This window comes from Marinovum sp., from assembly GCF_048263515.1.
GTDB lineage: Bacteria > Pseudomonadota > Alphaproteobacteria > Rhodobacterales > Rhodobacteraceae > Marinovum.
In genome coordinates this window covers 1-16,324 of the sequence record NZ_JBLXEC010000006.1, presented here as the reverse complement: position 1 = coordinate 16,324, position 16,324 = coordinate 1, and the positions used below count along the sequence as shown (strand labels likewise).

Here is a 16,324-nt window from a genome sequence, read left to right as displayed (position 1 = left end):
ACCTGGATCAGGGTCAATGACCAAGCCCTATGCTCCTAGAGCGTCAAGTCCCAGAGCGCAATCTCGACGTCTTCGAAACGCATGTATTCGACGTCGAGCAAGACATCGGTGTCGCCGGCCGCATCGGTCACGTGAACCCTGCGGTCCTGTATCCGGTCGATCAGGTAATCGGTCGAGGCGCCGTCAAACAGCGCATAGTCCGACCCCGCGCCGCCGTCGATCGTGTCTCGCCCTGCCCCGCCCTTGAGCGTGTCGATGCCGTCGTAGCCCTCGAGCAGATCATTGCCGTCCAGACCCGACAGGGTGTTGCGCAGGCTGTTGCCGGCCAGCCGGTCATCATGGGCCGATCCGACAAGGCCCTCGATCTCGAAGTAGAGGTCGAGCGCAGCCCAGCCATCAGTGCCGCGCCCGGTCTCGAGCCCGTTGACCTCGGCGCCGTTCCTGAGGCTGGCGATGACCCGTGTCGGGGCGTTGAAGTAGGTCACCGTGTCGATGCCGTCGCCGCCGAAATACCGCTCGCGCCCGCCGTCCGAGGCCACGAACCAGTCGTAATCCCCAAGCCCCCGGAAATCATTTGACTGGTCGTCGCCCCAGAACACGTCCTGACGGCCGGAACCGGTAATGCGCTCGACGCTGGTCAGGTCGTGACCGGCGGCAAGGTTGGTGTTCTGCGACGGATCGTTCAGGTTGACGACCACACCGGTCACCAGATCGGCCTGCGGCGGCATGCCGCCGGGGTTGAAGGCATCGCCGGTGTTGGGCGCATCGCTTTGCCATTCCACGAAGGACAGCATGTCCTGACCGGTGCCGCCGTCGATCGTATCGCCGCCGGGGGTGGCGATGAACCAGTCGTAATCGCCCAGCCCGCGCAGTTCGTTGGCGTTGTCGTCGCCCTTGATGCGGTCGGCGAAAACGCTGCCAGAGACGCGTTCGATCCCCGTGATCGTGTAGCTGTCTCCGCCGCCCGTGGCCGTGCCGGCCTCAAGATCGAGGTCGATGCGGTATTCGGTCGGCGTGCGGTCGGGGTCATCGGGCAGATCGACAAAGCTGAGCATGTCGCGGCCCGCGCCACCGTCAATCGTGTCATTGCCGGTCCCGGGGGTAATCCAGTCATCGCCAGCGCGCGCGTCGAGGCTGTCGTCGCCCGAGGTGCCGGCCAGCAGGTCCGCCGCGTTGGTGCCCTGACCGGCCGGGCCACGCGCCCGCAAGGCCGTGGCCTCGGCATAGCTCAGGGTCCGGTCGGTGAACTCGAAGAACTCGACCGTGTCACTGATCGACATCGCCCCCAGATCACTTTCGAGCACCAGAGCGGACGCACCGGCGATGCCGGTGGCATCCTCGGATGACAGCCCGATCACCACGGTGTCGGTGCCGTCGCCGCCGTCCACCGTGTCGTCACCGGCCACCGGCACCAGCCGGTCATCCCCCTGATGCCCCAGAAGCCAATCCGAAGCGACGGAGCCGGTGATCGTGTTGTCGAGCGAGTTGCCCTGCAGGGTCAGCCCATAGCCCAGATCGGCGGATTGCGCCGACAGCCGTTCGATCTCCTGGCCTTCCTGAAGCCGGAAATCGGTGCTGGCGAAGACAATATCGTCGCCCTCGCCGGCGGCCTCGAAGATGCGGTCGCCGGGGTCATCGACGGCGTACCTGTCGTTGCCGCGCATACCGTACATCCGGTCCACGCCGCCCTCGCCGTCAAGATGGTTGGCGCCGGCATTGCCGCGCAGGATGTTGTCCTGTGGCGATCCGATCAGGCGCAAGGGCGTCTCGGCCCTGGCATCGGCGGCGCGCAACTCCTCGATATGGGCCGCCCCCAGATCGGCATCGACGCTGGTCCAGACCACATCGGTGCCGCCGCCCGCCGCCTCTTCGAAAGTGACCGACGCGGCGTCCACGTAATAGGTGTCGTTGCCTGCCCCCCCCGCCATCAGTCCCGAGGGACCAGTGCCGGAGTAGAGCCGGTCAGCCCCGGCGCCGCCATTGAGCGTGTCGGCCCCGGCATCGCCCCGCAGGACATCCGCGCCCGGCCCGCCGTTCAGGACGTCGTCGCGGTCGGCGCCGTAGAGCGAGTCGTTGCCGCCATAGCCGTTGATCGTGTCCCGGTCCCGCGACCCGCGCAGCACGTCGTTGCCCTCGGTGCCCTCGAGAACCTCGCTCACGTCCCGGATCGCGAGGCTGAAGGTCGCGCTCCGGCTGGCATCGCCCTCGGTGGCGCGCACCGTGAAGTTGATGCTGCCGCCCAGGGTCTCGTAATCGACGAAGCCGTCGGCGTAGACGCGGCCGTCGCCGGGGTCGATCCGCAGCAGGCCGCCGTCGTCGCTGTCGAGAGCGTAGGCGGTCGCATTTTCGCTCGATGCCGTGATGCCGGTATAGGTGCCCGGTGCCACCGCCTCGAAGATCGCGTCAGGGCCGGAGTCGGCGTCGCGCAACGGACCGAGGGTGCCAAAGCCCTCGCCCGGCAGATCAAGCGCGCCGGGCTCGATCGGCAGGTTCGTGGCGACATCGAATCCCGCCTCGAAGTCCACCACGTCATCGTTGATATCACTGGCCTTCTGGATCAGGCCAACGCGTTCGAATTCCAGCGTCAGTTCAACCGGTCTCGAAGCGCCGTCTTCGCCCCGCCATTCTTCTATCCTGCTGAAGGCCACGCCGTTCAGCCGCACCTCGGTCAGGGCGACCTCGCGGCCCGCGCGGTCCAGGCCGTAGCCGCGGATCACCACCGCAGGGATGATCTCGCCTCCCAGGAGGATCGCATTCAGGCCGGCGTCCGGCTCGGACAGCGACACCTGGAAGTCCAGCGGCACCGGCTGCCCGGACGGCAGGGTCTGCCAGGTCGATGACATGCGTTCCAGTCGAAACCCGCCGCCAAGGCCGTCTTGCGTCTCCGGCCCCTCGATCCCGTCGATCCACATCACGTAGTCGGTGGCCACCAGCGGATCGAGCGGGACCACGCTTCCGGACGCGCCGTCCGCAGCCACCTCAGCCGCGCGCCATTCTTCGACGTCCCAGCCGAAGCGCGCAAAGTCCTCCCGCCAGCCGCTGCGGTTTTCGCCGTCGATGCTGAACCCGATCCGATCATATCCCAGGTCCAGCTCGAGCATCGCCCCCTCTGACGGCGAATGGCTGCTGACAACCCCCTCGAGCCGCGCCTCATGCAACGTGACCTCGTATCGCGCGACGACGCCACCCCGCCCGTCTCCGTACACGCCGGCGATCTCCAGCGACGGGACCTTGCGGCTTTCCGTCAGCAGCTTTTGTATCTGCGCGTCGCCGGCCATCCCCAACAGGACAAGAGAGACCGGTTCCGACGTCGTCTGCCCAACCTGCGGCTCCAAAAGACCGGGAAGGCTGGCCTCGAGACCGGCGGCACGGAACCAGCCTTCGAATCCCGGCACAGCGACATCGCCTTTCAGCCCTTCGATCCGCACATAGAGCGCTTCGGCTTCGTTCGCCAGGCCGGTGTACTGTCCGTCAGTCGCGGTGGTGGTCGCTGCAAGCGCGTCGAACGCCACCGCTCCCTGTATGCCGATATCATACCCGAAGTCCTGAACCCGCGTTACGGTACTGCCAGTAATGAGGTACTCGGCCCGACCGATCTCCTCAAAGCGCAGCGTCGCCGCGGGGCCGACAGACCGACCGAAGGAAACATCCTCGAGCCAGACCGAGTTCAGTCGGAACTCCTTGACCTTCGAAATGCCCCCCCCCGGGCCCGGCGAGAACAGGCCGACGATTTCGACGGCGGGGATTACCGTGTCGTTCGCGCGGGCACTGGCCAACGCCGCAAGCAAGGTGGCATCCTTGAACTGGACTTCCAACCCGTCGAACGCCGGCACCCCCAGCATCAGCTGCGATCCGACCAACTCGGAGGCCACCGACATCTCCGTAGACACCGATTCGATCTCGGTCCAATCCTCGTAGCCGGGGATTTCGGAACGACCGGCCATTCCGTCGATCCGGATCGCGTAGATCAGGTCAGCGCTTTGGATCTCCGGATCGGTGCTGGCGCTCTCTCCCGGGAGGGCAAGCGTGTCGGGGTCGACCGCCGTTCCCGTTGCGGCATCATACCCCATCTCGAGAAGCGCGTCGCGCCCGTCGGTCTCGGTCGCCGTCTGCCTCAGCCCGAAGCTTGTGAAGTCCATCGTCAACTCCACCGTCGGCTGCTCGGTCTCGGCAAGCTCCGTTTCGCGAAGCCCGGTAAGGGCCACGCCGTTCAGCCGCATCTCGGTCACCAGGCTCTGCCTGCCCGCGTCATCCGGACTGTAGCTCCGGATCATCACGGCGGGGATCTGCGCCTGCAACACCAGCAGCCGGTTCAGATCGGCATCGTTTCCGGCGATCGAGACCGTGACGTCACCGGGAACGATGCGCCCGTCAGGCAGGCTCTCCCAGGATGTGGATACCGTATTCAGTGCGAAACCGCCGTCGCGCCCGTCCAGCGAAACCGGTCCCGAGATCCCCTCGATCCACATCACAAACTCGGTGGCCTGCGTCTCTTGCAGCGGCTTCGCGGTACCGCCCGGATCGCTCACGTCCGCGGCCTCCCACAGCCCGACATCCCAGCCAAACGGCGTGAACTCACGGTCCCAGCCGCCATCGCCCCTGTCAGCGTCGACACTCACGCCGATCCGCTGGTAATCAAGCTCGAGCGACAGGCCGGTGGCAGACGGATCCGGGCCGGCCGACTTCGTGCTGCCGACCGACGCGAGCCTTGCCTCCTCCAGCGTGACCTCGAACAGCGAGACGTGGCCGCCTTGACCGTCTCCGTACATGCCTGCGATCTCGACCAAGGGGATCGCACCGCCCTGCGACAGCGCATCGAGTATCTGCGCCTCACCGACCATGCCCTGCAAGGTCAGCTTAACCGGTTGGATCTGTGTCTGCGTATCCTGCGGGTCCTCGCGGCCGGGGATCCTGACCTGCAGATCGGTGGCGCGGAACCAGCCTTCGTAGCCCACCTCGACTACATCGCCCCGCAGCCCCTCGATCCGTACATAGACGGCTTCCGCCTCGCCCCCCGGTCCGTACCTGTTCCCGTTGCCGGTCTCGGTGGCCTGATCGAGCGACTCAAATGCCACCGTTGTCCGGGTGGCAAGGTCATATCCGAAATCCTGGATGAGACTTGGGACCCTGGGGTCCGAGACGTCGTAGTCCGCACGGCCGATCTGCTCAAAGCGCAACGTGGCTCTGGGGCCCGGTGATTGCCCGAAGGACAGATCCTCGAGCCTGACATCATTCAGGCGTATCTCCTGCGTCACCGCGTAGGGCTCCGCCTCGGTTGGCTCCCTCAGGGCGACGATCCGGACGGCCGGAATCGTCGCGCCTTCCGCCTGCGCCACGGCCAGCGCGGTGAGCATCGTGGCATCCCTGAATTCGACCTGAAAGGCGTCGAACACCGCCGGGGCCTGGGACATTTCCGACCCGACGAGTTGCGCCTCGGCTGACACGGTCGAGGTGATGATGTCGATCTCGGTCCAGTCCTCGTATCTGGGAATGGTCGAACGACCGGCGATAACGTCAAATAGGATCGCGTATTTCACTGCCATCTCGGCCTCCCAATCGACCCGGATGTTCCTGCCGGCCAAGCCTCCAATATGTCATAGAGCCTTTAATCTGTCGAAGCCTGAATTCTGCGGATCACAGCACGCCCCTGAGGCAATTCGCATCTCGCACACTTGGATTTTGCCGTGGCCGAGCTGTTTCTTGAGACATGAAGGCTATCGGTTCTGGCAAATCCGCCTAGATTTGTCGGATTGCTCACGTAGCGAATAGGTCGACTTCATCACCGTTTTTAAGAGGTGCCATAATTGATATTAAGGGCGGCCTACGCCACACCTGGTCACCATACCTGACACTTGAGGAGCTTCGCCCCCCCTTTTCAGTGGCGGCGCAAGAATGCATTCCCATTCACATTGCACATTTTTTCTAGAACTTCACTTGGAACTTGCCGGGGTCGCGTCGGCCAGTCCCGAAGCACCAAGCCTTTCCTTTTCTTTAACTAAAGGCACTGTGGTCGGGGCCAGAAGAATTTAGCTGGTCCTGCTGAGTGAGGCCGTCGCTGGTTGTAGATGCCTTTAATGTATCGAAGATCGCCGTCTCGGCCTGCCGAGGGAAAGCATGATCATCTGGGAAAGCATAACTTATCTGAAGATTGTGCTTGATTTGATTTCGCTACTTGAAGGATGCTAAGTTCGTACGATTCAGCAGTTGATCTTTCTTTACCTAGTGTTTCTTGAATATGGTCATTCGTTAAAATGCATCCTTGGGGAAAACTAGATTCCGTTTCGGGTTCTTCGCATCACCTGATCCATCATAGTGCCGATGTAGCTGCGACGTTCTGCGCACTGCTCGGAATACCCGTCTTCAGACGCAGGGCAGAGAACGCCTCAAAGACCGAACTCAAGGACGAGCAGATTTCATGTCTCGGGGCGATTGCCTTTCTTCACGACATAGGAAAGCTGGCTCCTTCTTTTCAGATCAAGGCCTTACCTCCGCCCTATACTCGCGAGCCGCGGGATCACTTGCGCTGCGGATGGAAATGGCTGCAGCAAGGTGACGCGGGCGCCCTCGACGGGCAGGCGCAGCATATTGTCCGCTGGGATGGAATAGAGATCTGGTTCAGGGTGCTCTTTGCCCATCATGGCCGCCCAGTAACCCCCCCGGAAGAAAGCTGGGCGCAGGATGCCTTCGCCCCGTTGGAGGGATATGACTGGAAAGCCGAAGAGGCCCGCATAGGGCAGGCACTTGTATCATGGTTCCCCGAAATCCGTGAATATGAGCCACCACCGCCATCTCCGGCTTTCGCACATCTATCTTGCGGCCTCCTCGCACTGGCGGATTGGGTCGGCTCTGATCGGAACGCATTTCCATTCGTAGATACATTCGATCCCGACTACTGGAAAATTGCCTGCGAACGAGCGGAACGGAGATTACATGACATCGGTCTGGACACTTCCCGCCGCCATCTGAATGGTCCTGCATCATGGGCGCTATTGTCAGATCACCCGAAACCACGGCCCGCGCAGGAGGTCGTGGCCCAGACACCGCTTTCTGAGAACCTTGTGATCCTTGAGGCCGAAACTGGCGCGGGCAAGACCGAAGCGGCACTGTGGCGCTTTGCTCAGCTGTATGAAAGCGGCGCCGTAGACAGCCTCTATTTCGCCGTACCGACCCGCGCCGCCGCGCGCCAGTTGCAAAGCCGCATCAACAAGATCCTCCAGGGCATGTTCGCTGCCCCCATCCCCGAAGCCGTGCTTGCAATCCCTGGTCAGGCGGTTTCCGGAGAAGCACATGGCATTCGCCTGCCTGGTTTCGAGGTAAAATGGGACGATAACTCGGGCAGCGAAGAACGTGCGAAACGCTGGGCCGCTGAACACGCAACGCGGTTTCTCGCGGCGCAGATCGCGGTCGGCACGGTGGATCAGGCCATGATGGCGGGGCTTCAGGTCAAACACGCCCATCTGCGCGGAGCGGCCCTGTCGCGATCCTTGCTTGTCATTGACGAGGTTCACGCCTCGGATGCGTGGATGACGGAAATCCAGCGTGCCGTCCTGCGCGACCATCTGGCGCTTGGCGGGCACGCGCTGTTGATGTCGGCAACTCTTGGGGCGGTGGCGCGCTCGGCTTGGCGCGAAACACCGCTTCCACCCCTGTCTGAGGCCGAACAGACCCCCTACCCCGCGGTATGGACAAAAGGCGATTGTTTCCCTGTCCTCACTGGAGACGGGCTTCAAAAGGATGTTTCGATCAGCGCCCAGATGGGCTGGAGCGGCGAAGATGCTGCAGCCAAGGCGGTATCTGCCGCTCGTCGTGGTGCGCGGGTGCTGGTCATCCGCAACACGGTTGACCGCGCGCGCGAAACCTTGGCGGCCTGCGTGAATGAAGCCCCCGATCTGATGTTTCAACTGAACGACACGCCAACCCTGCACCACAGCCGATTTGCCGCCGAGGATCGTGCGCGGCTGGATGCCCGCGTCGAAGCCGTTCTGGGCAAGGACAGCCCCGCGGAAGCCCTGATCGTCATAGGCACCCAGACGCTGGAACAATCGCTCGACATTGATGCCGATATTCTGATCACCGACCTGTGCCCGATGGATGTGCTGCTGCAGAGGATCGGCCGGCTGCACCGTCACAACCGGTCTCGCCCGGATGGATTTGAACAGGCGAGCGCCGTGATCCTCTGTCCCGAGGGCGACCTAGGCCGGCTGACGGCCGAGCCAGAGAATGGCTTGGGCACATATGGTCAGAACACAACCCTTTCCGGCGTCTATCTGGACGTTCCTGGCCTCGCCGCAACGCTGCACGAGATCGAGACCTCGCCTTTGTGGCGCATTCCACAGATGAACCGCAGATTGGTCGAACGCGCCACCCATCCCGAACGGCTGGACGAGATCGCCGCGCAGAATGGATGGGAAGACTACCGCCGCCGCGTTACTGGAAAGATCATCGCAGAAACCATGGGTGCGCAGAACGTCATCCTCGACCGTCGCGAAGAGATCCCCTGCGCCTTCCCCAACGAGGAGGCCATCCGCACGCGTCTGGGCGAAAGCGGCATCATCGTCACCTTCCCGGAAGGCACGACTGGCCCCTTCGGCACCCCGATCTCGACGCTTGCCCTGCCCGCCCATTGGTCGCTCGATCTGACAGGGGATGAGGCGCCCGAGATCATCACGACATCGCCGCTCACCTTCCGGGTCGGCACCAAGGGCTTCGCCTATGACCCATCCGGGCTGACACGACTGGAGGAGAACTGAACATGACCGGAAACCTCTTGGTTGACCCTCTCATCCAGACCAACGGCGGCGCGCTCACCCTGCCCGGGTTGTTTGCAGCGATGGCGCGTGGGGAGGTCACGAGTTTTGCTGCTCTGCGCCCCCATCAACGGCCCGCCTGGCACATGTTCCTTGTTCAACTGGGCGTTCTGGCACACAGCGGACAGGACGGCCCTCTGCCCGAGGACGAAGCGACATGGCACACCAACCTGCGCGACCTGACCGCCGATTTCGAGGATGACGCGCCGTGGCATATGGTCGGTGAGGATGACAGCAAGCCCGCGTTCCTGCAGCCCCCCGATCCCGGCGGAGGGAAATGGAGCGAGGTGGCGACCCCGGATGCGCTCGACATGCTCATCACCTCGCGCAACCACGATCTCAAACGCGAGATCGCCCATGAAGCCACGCCGCAAGACTGGCTGTTCGCCTTGGTAAGCCTGCAAACGATGGAGGGGTTCGGAGGGGCTGGAAACTACGGCATTGCGCGCATGAATGGTGGTTCCTCGTCGCGGGCGATGATCGGCCTTGCACCGGTGCAACCCGGCACGGCAATTGTGGACCCTTCGGCATGGTGGCGGCGCGACGTCATGCGACTTGTCGCCAACCGCGACGAACCTTCGGGTCCTGCACTTCTGTGGTGCCTGCCTTGGCCAGAGAAACAGATGCTCGACCTTCCTACGCTCGATCCGATGTTCATCGAGATCTGTCGCCGCATCCGTCTTCAGGAAGGGCCAAGGGGTCTCTATGCCAAGCGCGGCACGTCGAAAGCAGCGCGCATCGCGGCAAAAGACGCCAAGGGCATGACCGGCGATCCCTGGGCACCGGTTCACCTGGTCGAGAACAAGACCTTGACGCTCGGGGAACAGGACTGGAGCTACAAGCTTATCAACCGACTGCTCTATGGCGGCGAATGGAAAGTGCCGGAACTGGCCACGCCGACGGGTGATGAGAACCGAATGGACATGGCCTTGGTCGCCGAAGCCTTTGCCCGTGGCAATTCCAAGACTGACGGCTTCAAGTCACGTGTCATTCCGGTGCCGAAGAAGGTGATCAAGTGGATGCTCGGTGAAACAACGATCGAGTTCTCCGAGCAACAGATCAACACCATCGGGAACGTGGACCGCGCCTTGCGTGACGGCTTGGCACTGATCGCTGCCGAGGGCGACTATGCCAAGCGGGGCAAGGCCGAATACGCCCGCAGCCTACCCGCCCGCGACCAGTTCGCGCGCATCGCAGATGCGGCATTCTTTCCGGCGCTTTGGGATAAACTGGGCCACTCGACCGAGGAGGCCCGCAACGCGGCTCATTCAAGCTTTACCCGGCACCTGGCAGCAGCGGCCCGCACCGAATTTGAACGTGCCGCTCCCACTATTCCGTGTGCCGCGATCATGCGTCCAAGGGCCATGACCCGTGGCCGTGCGGCCTTTGATGCCGGTATCCGGAAAATCTTTGCAGAGTTGGGGATCGAGGAGAAAGAACATGTCTGAACGTGACACGACAGTTGGAAAGCGGGCCTTGGAGATTGCATCGGCCCTCTTCCATGCCTCCAGTGGCGAAAAGGCCGCGGCACGACGCATGGGACCGGAGGGCGCGCCGATCTTCTGGCGCATGGCCGCAGCCTCCCACATGACACCTGGAGAGGAGCCCGCGTGGCGCGCGATCACGAAGGCACTCGCCCTGCTGACCCCGGCCAACGCGACCGAAGGCATCCACGCAGATGGCCGCAAGTTCGGAGCTGTTCTTGCCGATGGTGGCGACGCGCAAGCGAATCTTGAAAAGCCCGTGTTCTCCGAACTCCGCCTTGCACGTTTGCTCGCCGTCAGGAGCGCGGCGCGACACGACGCCCTTGAACGGGCCGTCCGCATGCTGGCACGGAAACACCCCCAGATCGACGTGCCCAGCCTTGCCTGGGCCTACCTGAACGATAACGGGCAAGAGATCGCCCGCCACTACTATCGGCGCCTGGACCAAGGCGCGCGCACTCGTGAGAAGGAAACCCAAAATGTCTGATCCGCGTTTCTTGCAAATCCACTTCCTGGCCCCATATACCGCCGCCCTGCTCAACCGCGACGACGCGGGCCTTGCCAAGCGCTTGCCCTATGGCGGAGCCCTGCGCACGCGAGTCAGTTCACAATGCCTCAAACGGCACTGGCGACTGGCCGAAGACCCCCATGCACTTAGCGCAATTGACGGCGCGGAGGATGCGTTCAGGTCGCGTGACATTGTAGATAAGGCAATCTTTGAGGGTTGGGCCAATCAAGTCGATGAAGACGTAAAGGAAATACTACGCCGCACTCTCTTCGAAGTTCTCTATGGGTACACCGGCAAGGAAAAGAAACCTTCGCAAACTGTACTATTGGGCGCCGTCGAAATCGCCTATCTGACCAAGGAAGCCAAGGCTTTGGTGGCGGAAGCCGGCGGCGACAAGAAAACCGCCAAGGAACTGGCGTCAGCCTGGCTCAAGGAGCACAAAGCCAACCTCAAGGCGATGAGCGAAGGCGCCAAGCTGCCCGGCGGGCTGACGGGTGCCCTCTTCGGCCGCATGGTCACATCGGACCCGCGCGCCAATATTGAGGCCCCCGTGCATGTGGCACATGCCTTCACCGTCCACGCCGAAGAAGCCGAAAGCGATTACTTCATCGCCGCCGATGACCTGGCCCGTGAAGAGGATACCGGCGCAGACACCATTCAGGAAACCGAACTCACCTCGGGGCTGTTCTACGGCTATGTCGTGGTTGACCTGCCTGGTTTGATCAAGAACCTCGGTGGCGACGTGGCGCTGGCCGGAGAGGTACTGCATAACCTGACCTACCTGATTGCCGAGGTCTCGCCCGGAGCGAAACTGGGATCGACCGCCCCCTATTCGCGCGCGTCCTTCATGCTGCTCGAAGCCGGTGACCGGCAGCCGCGGTCGCTCGCCGAAGCCTTCCGCTCACCCAGCAAGGCTGAAACGGGCCAAGCCGTAGCCGCGTTGTGTGATCACCTTGCTGCGCTCGATGCCGCGTATGCCACGGGTGAAACCCGCCGCGTGATGTCGCTTGCCAACAGCGACGTGCCCGAGGCGGAACGCGGGTCGCTCGCTGACCTCGCTCAATTCGCCAAGTCCCTTCCCGAACGCCTGAAGGCACCGGAGGCGGCATGATGAGGCGGTGGCTCCATCTGCACCTGGCCGCGCCGCTCATGGCCTTCGGCGGGGTGACAATCGACCATGTTGGCCCAACGCGGAATTACCCTTCCGCGTCCGCTCTGACAGGGCTCTTCGCGAGTGCGCTTGGCTGGCGACGCGAGGACAACAACGCCCATCAAGCGCTGCAAGATCGCATGGAGTTCGCTGCCCTTTCGGCTATGCCGGATGGGCGACATGCCCCGCTTGTTGTGACCGATATGCAAAACGCCAAGCTGGAAAAGAACGAAAAGGGCTGGACCACATGGGGACAACCCGAAGGACGTGCGGGTGCCACTTATGACAGCCCGCACCGACGCCGCCGCGACTACCTGGCGGACCATGAGACCCATGTGGTGCTACGACTGAACGACGACGACACCCCGACGCTAGAGCACTTGGCCGAAGCGCTCGACCGACCGGCGCGGCCCCTGTTTCTAGGACGCAAACCCTGCCTGCCCACGCGCCGTCTCTTTGCCGGCTGGATCGAGGCAGACAGCCCCCATGCAGCCCTCAAGGCCCTCACGGTACAGGGGCTGACAGGGCGCGCGCTCTGGCCTGATGATGGTTGCCCGTACGAAGGTGCTCTCAAATACGACCTTCAGGACTTGCGCAACTGGAAAACCGGACTGCATGGCGGCACAAGGATCGTATGCGAGGGAGACATCGCATGAGCCTGCATCTCATCGAGCTCCCGCTGAACCTGTCCGATCTGCACGGTTGGGCGGGCAAACGCGGCCTTGGCAAGGGCGTGTTTGACGAGGGGCTCGCCCTGCATCACCTGCTGAACGAGGTCTTTGGCCCCGCCCTGCTACACCCCTTCCGCCTCATGGTCGCTCCACGCGCTACGCGGGCGACGCTTTACGCCTATGGCCCGCAACCGGCAGAGGAATTGATTGAGACGGCCCGAAGTGTCACGCTGCCCACTGAAAGCGCGATCTTGGACCTCGGCCGGCTGCGGTCTCTCCCCCGCCCGATCGAGACATGGCACGCAGGCCAGCGGCTCGGCTTCGATCTCCGCCTGCGTCCCGTTGTCCGACTGGCCTCTGCCCTGAACACGGAAAAGGCGGCCTTTGCCAAGGGGGCCGAAGTGGATGCCTTCCTTGCCGAAACGCTGCGCAACGACCATGCGCGCTCCCGTGAAGACGTCTATCTCGACTGGCTTGCCAAGCGCCTCTCGCCCGCAGCTGAACTCGAGCGAGAGACCTCGCATTTGCATAAATTCCAACGTCGGGTCGTCGTGCGGGGCGGCAAGCGGATCGACGGGCCCGACGCCACTATCCTCGGTACCCTGACTGTGCAGGACCCGCAGGGCTTTGCCGACCGTCTTGCACGCGGCATCGGACGCCATCGCGCGTATGGCTATGGCATGTTGCTGCTGCGTCCGCCGCAACGCCGAAGTTAACCGATGCTGAAGGGACGCCTCGGCCTCGACAGCGCTAAAGTGCCTCACGCTGATCGCGCAGGATGTCTCTATCTCGCGCGCGGCGCTCTCATGGCGCGCGACGGCACGCTCGCCTTTGTCCAGGGCGACACCACTCCCGCCGACGCGCTGCCTCCCGGGGACTACGCGATCCCGCTTCAAGCCGTCTCCATGATTCTTCTGGGGCCAGGCTCTACTGTCAGTCATGACGCGCTGCGTCTGTTGGCCCATGCGCGCACGGCACTTGCCGCCGTGGGCGAAGATGGCGTGCGCCTTTATACCGCGCCGCCGATGATCCCTGACAGGTCAGGGCTCGCGCGGCTTCAAGCACGTGTTTGGGCCGATCATGACCTGCGCATCATGACCGCACGGCGGATGTATGCCTTGCGCCTCGGAGAAATCCTTCCTCACCGCGACCTGAATGTTCTTCGTGGGATCGAAGGCGCCCGCATGAAAGAAACCTATGCTCTTTGGGCGCAGCGCATCGGCATCGACTGGCGCGGTCGCAGATACGAACGCAGCAACCCCAATGCTGCGGATCTGCCCAACCAGGCTCTGAACCATGCTGCCAGTGCCGTTGAAGCTGCCGCAGCCATCGCCGTCGCCGCGACGGCCACGATTCCCTGGCTTGGCTTTATTCACGAGGACCCCGGACAGTCCTTTGTTCTCGACATCGCCGATCTCTATCGTGATCAACTCACCATTCCTTGCGCTTTCAAAGCCGCCAAGCAGGTCCATGACCGTCCCTCTGAAAACATCGAGCGGGTCACCCGCCGCCTTACAGGACGTGCCCTTTCTGACAACAAGACCATTCCAACGATGATCGAACGTATCAAGACCCTGATCGAGGGACGTGACTGATGCCACTCACCATCATTGTCACCCGTGATGTCCAAGACCGATACCGTGGGTTCCTGACCTCGGTAATGCTGGAAATCTCTCCCGGCGTATATGTTGCCTCGGATATGACGGCAGGCGTGCGCGGCCGCGTCTGGGGTGTGGTCTGCGATTGGTGGGAAACCTTGCGCCAAGGTTCTCTCACACTTGTCTGGCGCGATACAGCGGCGGCCGGCCATCTGCGGATTGAAACGCTCGGATCACCGCCCAAGACCATCGTTGATGCGGATGGCGCATTGCTCGTGAAACGAAAGTAAACTACTTGGGACTCTACCCGCGCTCTTTGACAATTTAATGAATTCAACCTAGTAGCCTCAAGAGGCTCCCCCACACCCGTGGGGATAGACCCGCGGTCATCTCAGCGCCGCCGGCGGGGGGCATGGCTCCCCCACACCCGTGGGGATAGACCCGACCACTATAAGCTGGGCCGGTCCCTTACGCTGGCTCCCCCACACCCGTGGGGATAGACCCGCCTGCACGGACTGCACGACTGGGTTTCTGGTGGCTCCCCCACACCCGTGGGGATAGACCCCTGTCATGCGCCTATGGCGTCAACCCGGTGGCGGCTCCCCCACACCCGTGGGGATAGACCCGAAACCGTGACCAGCTTTTCCGACGCGGTGACGGCTCCCCCACACCCGTGGGGATAGACCCGCAGAACTTCGGCGAAAAGCTCGGCACGGCCAGGCTCCCCCACACCCGTGGGGATAGACCCGTCTGGATCGGCCAACCCCACGCGGGCGACATGGCTCCCCCACACCCGTGGGGATAGACCCTCTCGCGCGCTGTCGCAGGGACCACTAGAACAGGCTCCCCCACACCCGTGGGGATAGACCCGCCGACCGTATGCCGATGGAAAGCGGTACGCTGGCTCCCCCACACCCGTGGGGATAGACCCTGGCTGCTGCATGGGCGGCTGCTGGCCGGGCAGGCTCCCCCACACCCGTGGGGATAGACCCTGCTTGCGGGGCCATATCAACGGCGTCACGGCGGCTCCCCCACACCCGTGGGGATAGACCCCTCGGGCGCACCCACAACCCGGCCTCGACCGAGGCTCCCCCACACCCGTGGGGATAGACCCGCTCTGGAAGACCGAAGTGCTTCGCGACGGGGGGCTCCCCCACACCCGTGGGGATAGACCCTTTGCGGCGCGCTCGGCGGACTTGGCGTTCGGGGCTCCCCCACACCCGTGGGGATAGACCCATCAGTAGGCCTCCGGGGTGTAGAAGTAGGGGGGCTCCCCCACACCCGTGGGGATAGACCCTCCGCCAAGCATACGGAAGATGAAGGGGTGGAGGCTCCCCCACACCCGTGGGGATAGACCCAATCTCTGCGACGACGCCGAGATCTCGACCTTGGCTCCCCCACACCCGTGGGGATAGACCCCTTTCAAAGGAGCAATACCCATGTCCCTCGGCGGCTCCCCCACACCCGTGGGGATAGACCCTACGCGCGGGATGGCGTCACCGATCCGACCGGGGCTCCCCCACACCCGTGGGGATAGACCCGCGACCACCAACAACATCGTCGTGGACATCCCGGCTCCCCCACACCCGTGGGGATAGACCCATCCCGCAGCCCGACGGGGGTCAGCATGTGACGGCTCCCCCACACCCGTGGGGATAGACCCGGCCTACTTCGCGGCGCGCTCGGTCTGGGGCGGGCTCCCCACACCCGTGGGGATAGACCCCGCATCACCCTGCCATCGACTGCGCAGGTGGTGGCTCCCCCACACCCGTGGGGATAGACCCTGTGACGATCATGGTTCCCACCATGGTCGAGCGGCTCCCCCATACCCGTGGGGATAGACCCTACATGAATTCGACCTTCCTGAAGACCCTGGTCACGTCCCACGGAGAGGTGTAACTCCGGGCAGCGCCCTTGATGGCTTCCGCATCCACCATGAGGCTGTAGGACGGCTTTGAGGGCGCGGTGGGTATCGGTGAGTCATCGGTAGGGTCGGGTTGCGAAAGGTTCAACCTGCGGTTCCGGGAGGAGTTGCTGAATGGTGAGGTCTTTTACTCGCTGCGCGAGGCCCAAACCCTGAGCGAGAGGGGGCGCCGCCACTAAAAC

At 63.3% G+C, this 16,324-nt stretch carries 9 protein-coding genes and 1 CRISPR repeat array; of the genes, 8 read left to right on the top strand and 1 reads right to left on the bottom strand.

Annotated elements, in window-relative coordinates; translation table 11 throughout:
- Positions 1 to 35: 35 nt before the first annotated feature.
- Positions 36 to 5,582 (bottom strand): hypothetical protein, encoded by a 5,547-nt coding sequence (locus ACN0SE_RS07600; RefSeq protein ID WP_417523911.1) that lies wholly within the window; start codon positions 5,580 to 5,582, stop codon positions 36 to 38.
- 669 nt (positions 5,583 to 6,251) lie between these two features.
- On the opposite strand from ACN0SE_RS07600, the gene cas3 reads away from it, so the two are divergent.
- The 8 genes from cas3 to cas2e are packed head-to-tail and all read left to right on the top strand — an operon-like array spanning position 6,252 to position 14,508.
- On the top strand, positions 6,252 to 8,750 hold the full coding sequence (gene cas3 / locus ACN0SE_RS07595; RefSeq protein WP_417523910.1) for a CRISPR-associated helicase Cas3': 2,499 nt from the start codon (positions 6,252 to 6,254) through the stop codon (positions 8,748 to 8,750).
- 2 nt (positions 8,751 to 8,752) lie between these two features.
- The gene (locus ACN0SE_RS07590) at positions 8,753 to 10,255 is read left to right on the top strand and encodes a hypothetical protein (protein WP_417523909.1); all 1,503 of its coding nucleotides are present in this window, start codon (positions 8,753 to 8,755) and stop codon (positions 10,253 to 10,255) included.
- Complete coding sequence (locus ACN0SE_RS07585) at positions 10,248 to 10,778, top strand: type I-E CRISPR-associated protein Cse2/CasB (RefSeq protein ID WP_417523908.1); 531 nt, start codon at positions 10,248 to 10,250, stop codon at positions 10,776 to 10,778. Before ACN0SE_RS07590 ends, ACN0SE_RS07585 begins: the two co-directional genes overlap by 8 nt.
- Complete coding sequence (cas7e, locus tag ACN0SE_RS07580) at positions 10,771 to 11,910, top strand: type I-E CRISPR-associated protein Cas7/Cse4/CasC (protein ID WP_417523907.1); 1,140 nt, start codon at positions 10,771 to 10,773, stop codon at positions 11,908 to 11,910. The genes ACN0SE_RS07585 and cas7e overlap by 8 nt, the downstream gene beginning before the upstream one ends.
- Positions 11,907 to 12,605, top strand: a complete 699-nt coding sequence (cas5e, locus tag ACN0SE_RS07575; RefSeq protein WP_417523906.1) for a type I-E CRISPR-associated protein Cas5/CasD — start codon at positions 11,907 to 11,909, stop codon at positions 12,603 to 12,605. Before cas7e ends, cas5e begins: the two co-directional genes overlap by 4 nt.
- Entirely contained in the window at positions 12,602 to 13,336 is a 735-nt protein-coding gene (locus tag ACN0SE_RS07570; RefSeq protein WP_417523905.1) for a type I-E CRISPR-associated protein Cas6/Cse3/CasE, read from the top strand. The genes cas5e and ACN0SE_RS07570 overlap by 4 nt, the downstream gene beginning before the upstream one ends.
- A gap of 3 nt (positions 13,337 to 13,339) precedes the next feature.
- Complete coding sequence (gene cas1e, locus ACN0SE_RS07565) at positions 13,340 to 14,215, top strand: type I-E CRISPR-associated endonuclease Cas1e (protein WP_417523904.1); 876 nt, start codon at positions 13,340 to 13,342, stop codon at positions 14,213 to 14,215.
- Complete coding sequence (gene cas2e, locus ACN0SE_RS07560) at positions 14,215 to 14,508, top strand: type I-E CRISPR-associated endoribonuclease Cas2e (protein WP_417523903.1); 294 nt, start codon at positions 14,215 to 14,217, stop codon at positions 14,506 to 14,508. The genes cas1e and cas2e overlap by 1 nt, the downstream gene beginning before the upstream one ends.
- A 63-nt stretch (positions 14,509 to 14,571) precedes the next feature.
- Positions 14,572 to 16,063: direct repeats of the CRISPR family, unit length 29 nt; unit sequence GGCTCCCCCACACCCGTGGGGATAGACCC.
- Positions 16,064 to 16,324: the final 261 nt, after the last annotated feature.

Coding starts and splice junctions, on each gene's coding strand:
- ACN0SE_RS07570 (WP_417523905.1), top strand. CDS start 12,602: ATGAGCCTGCATCTCATCGAGCTCCCGCTGAACCTGTCCGATCTGCAC.
- cas2e (WP_417523903.1), top strand. CDS start 14,215: ATGCCACTCACCATCATTGTCACCCGTGATGTCCAAGACCGATACCGT.
- ACN0SE_RS07585 (WP_417523908.1), top strand. CDS start 10,248: ATGTCTGAACGTGACACGACAGTTGGAAAGCGGGCCTTGGAGATTGCA.
- cas3 (WP_417523910.1), top strand. CDS start 6,252: ATGCATCCTTGGGGAAAACTAGATTCCGTTTCGGGTTCTTCGCATCAC.
- cas5e (WP_417523906.1), top strand. CDS start 11,907: ATGATGAGGCGGTGGCTCCATCTGCACCTGGCCGCGCCGCTCATGGCC.
- ACN0SE_RS07590 (WP_417523909.1), top strand. CDS start 8,753: ATGACCGGAAACCTCTTGGTTGACCCTCTCATCCAGACCAACGGCGGC.
- cas7e (WP_417523907.1), top strand. CDS start 10,771: ATGTCTGATCCGCGTTTCTTGCAAATCCACTTCCTGGCCCCATATACC.
- cas1e (WP_417523904.1), top strand. CDS start 13,340: ATGCTGAAGGGACGCCTCGGCCTCGACAGCGCTAAAGTGCCTCACGCT.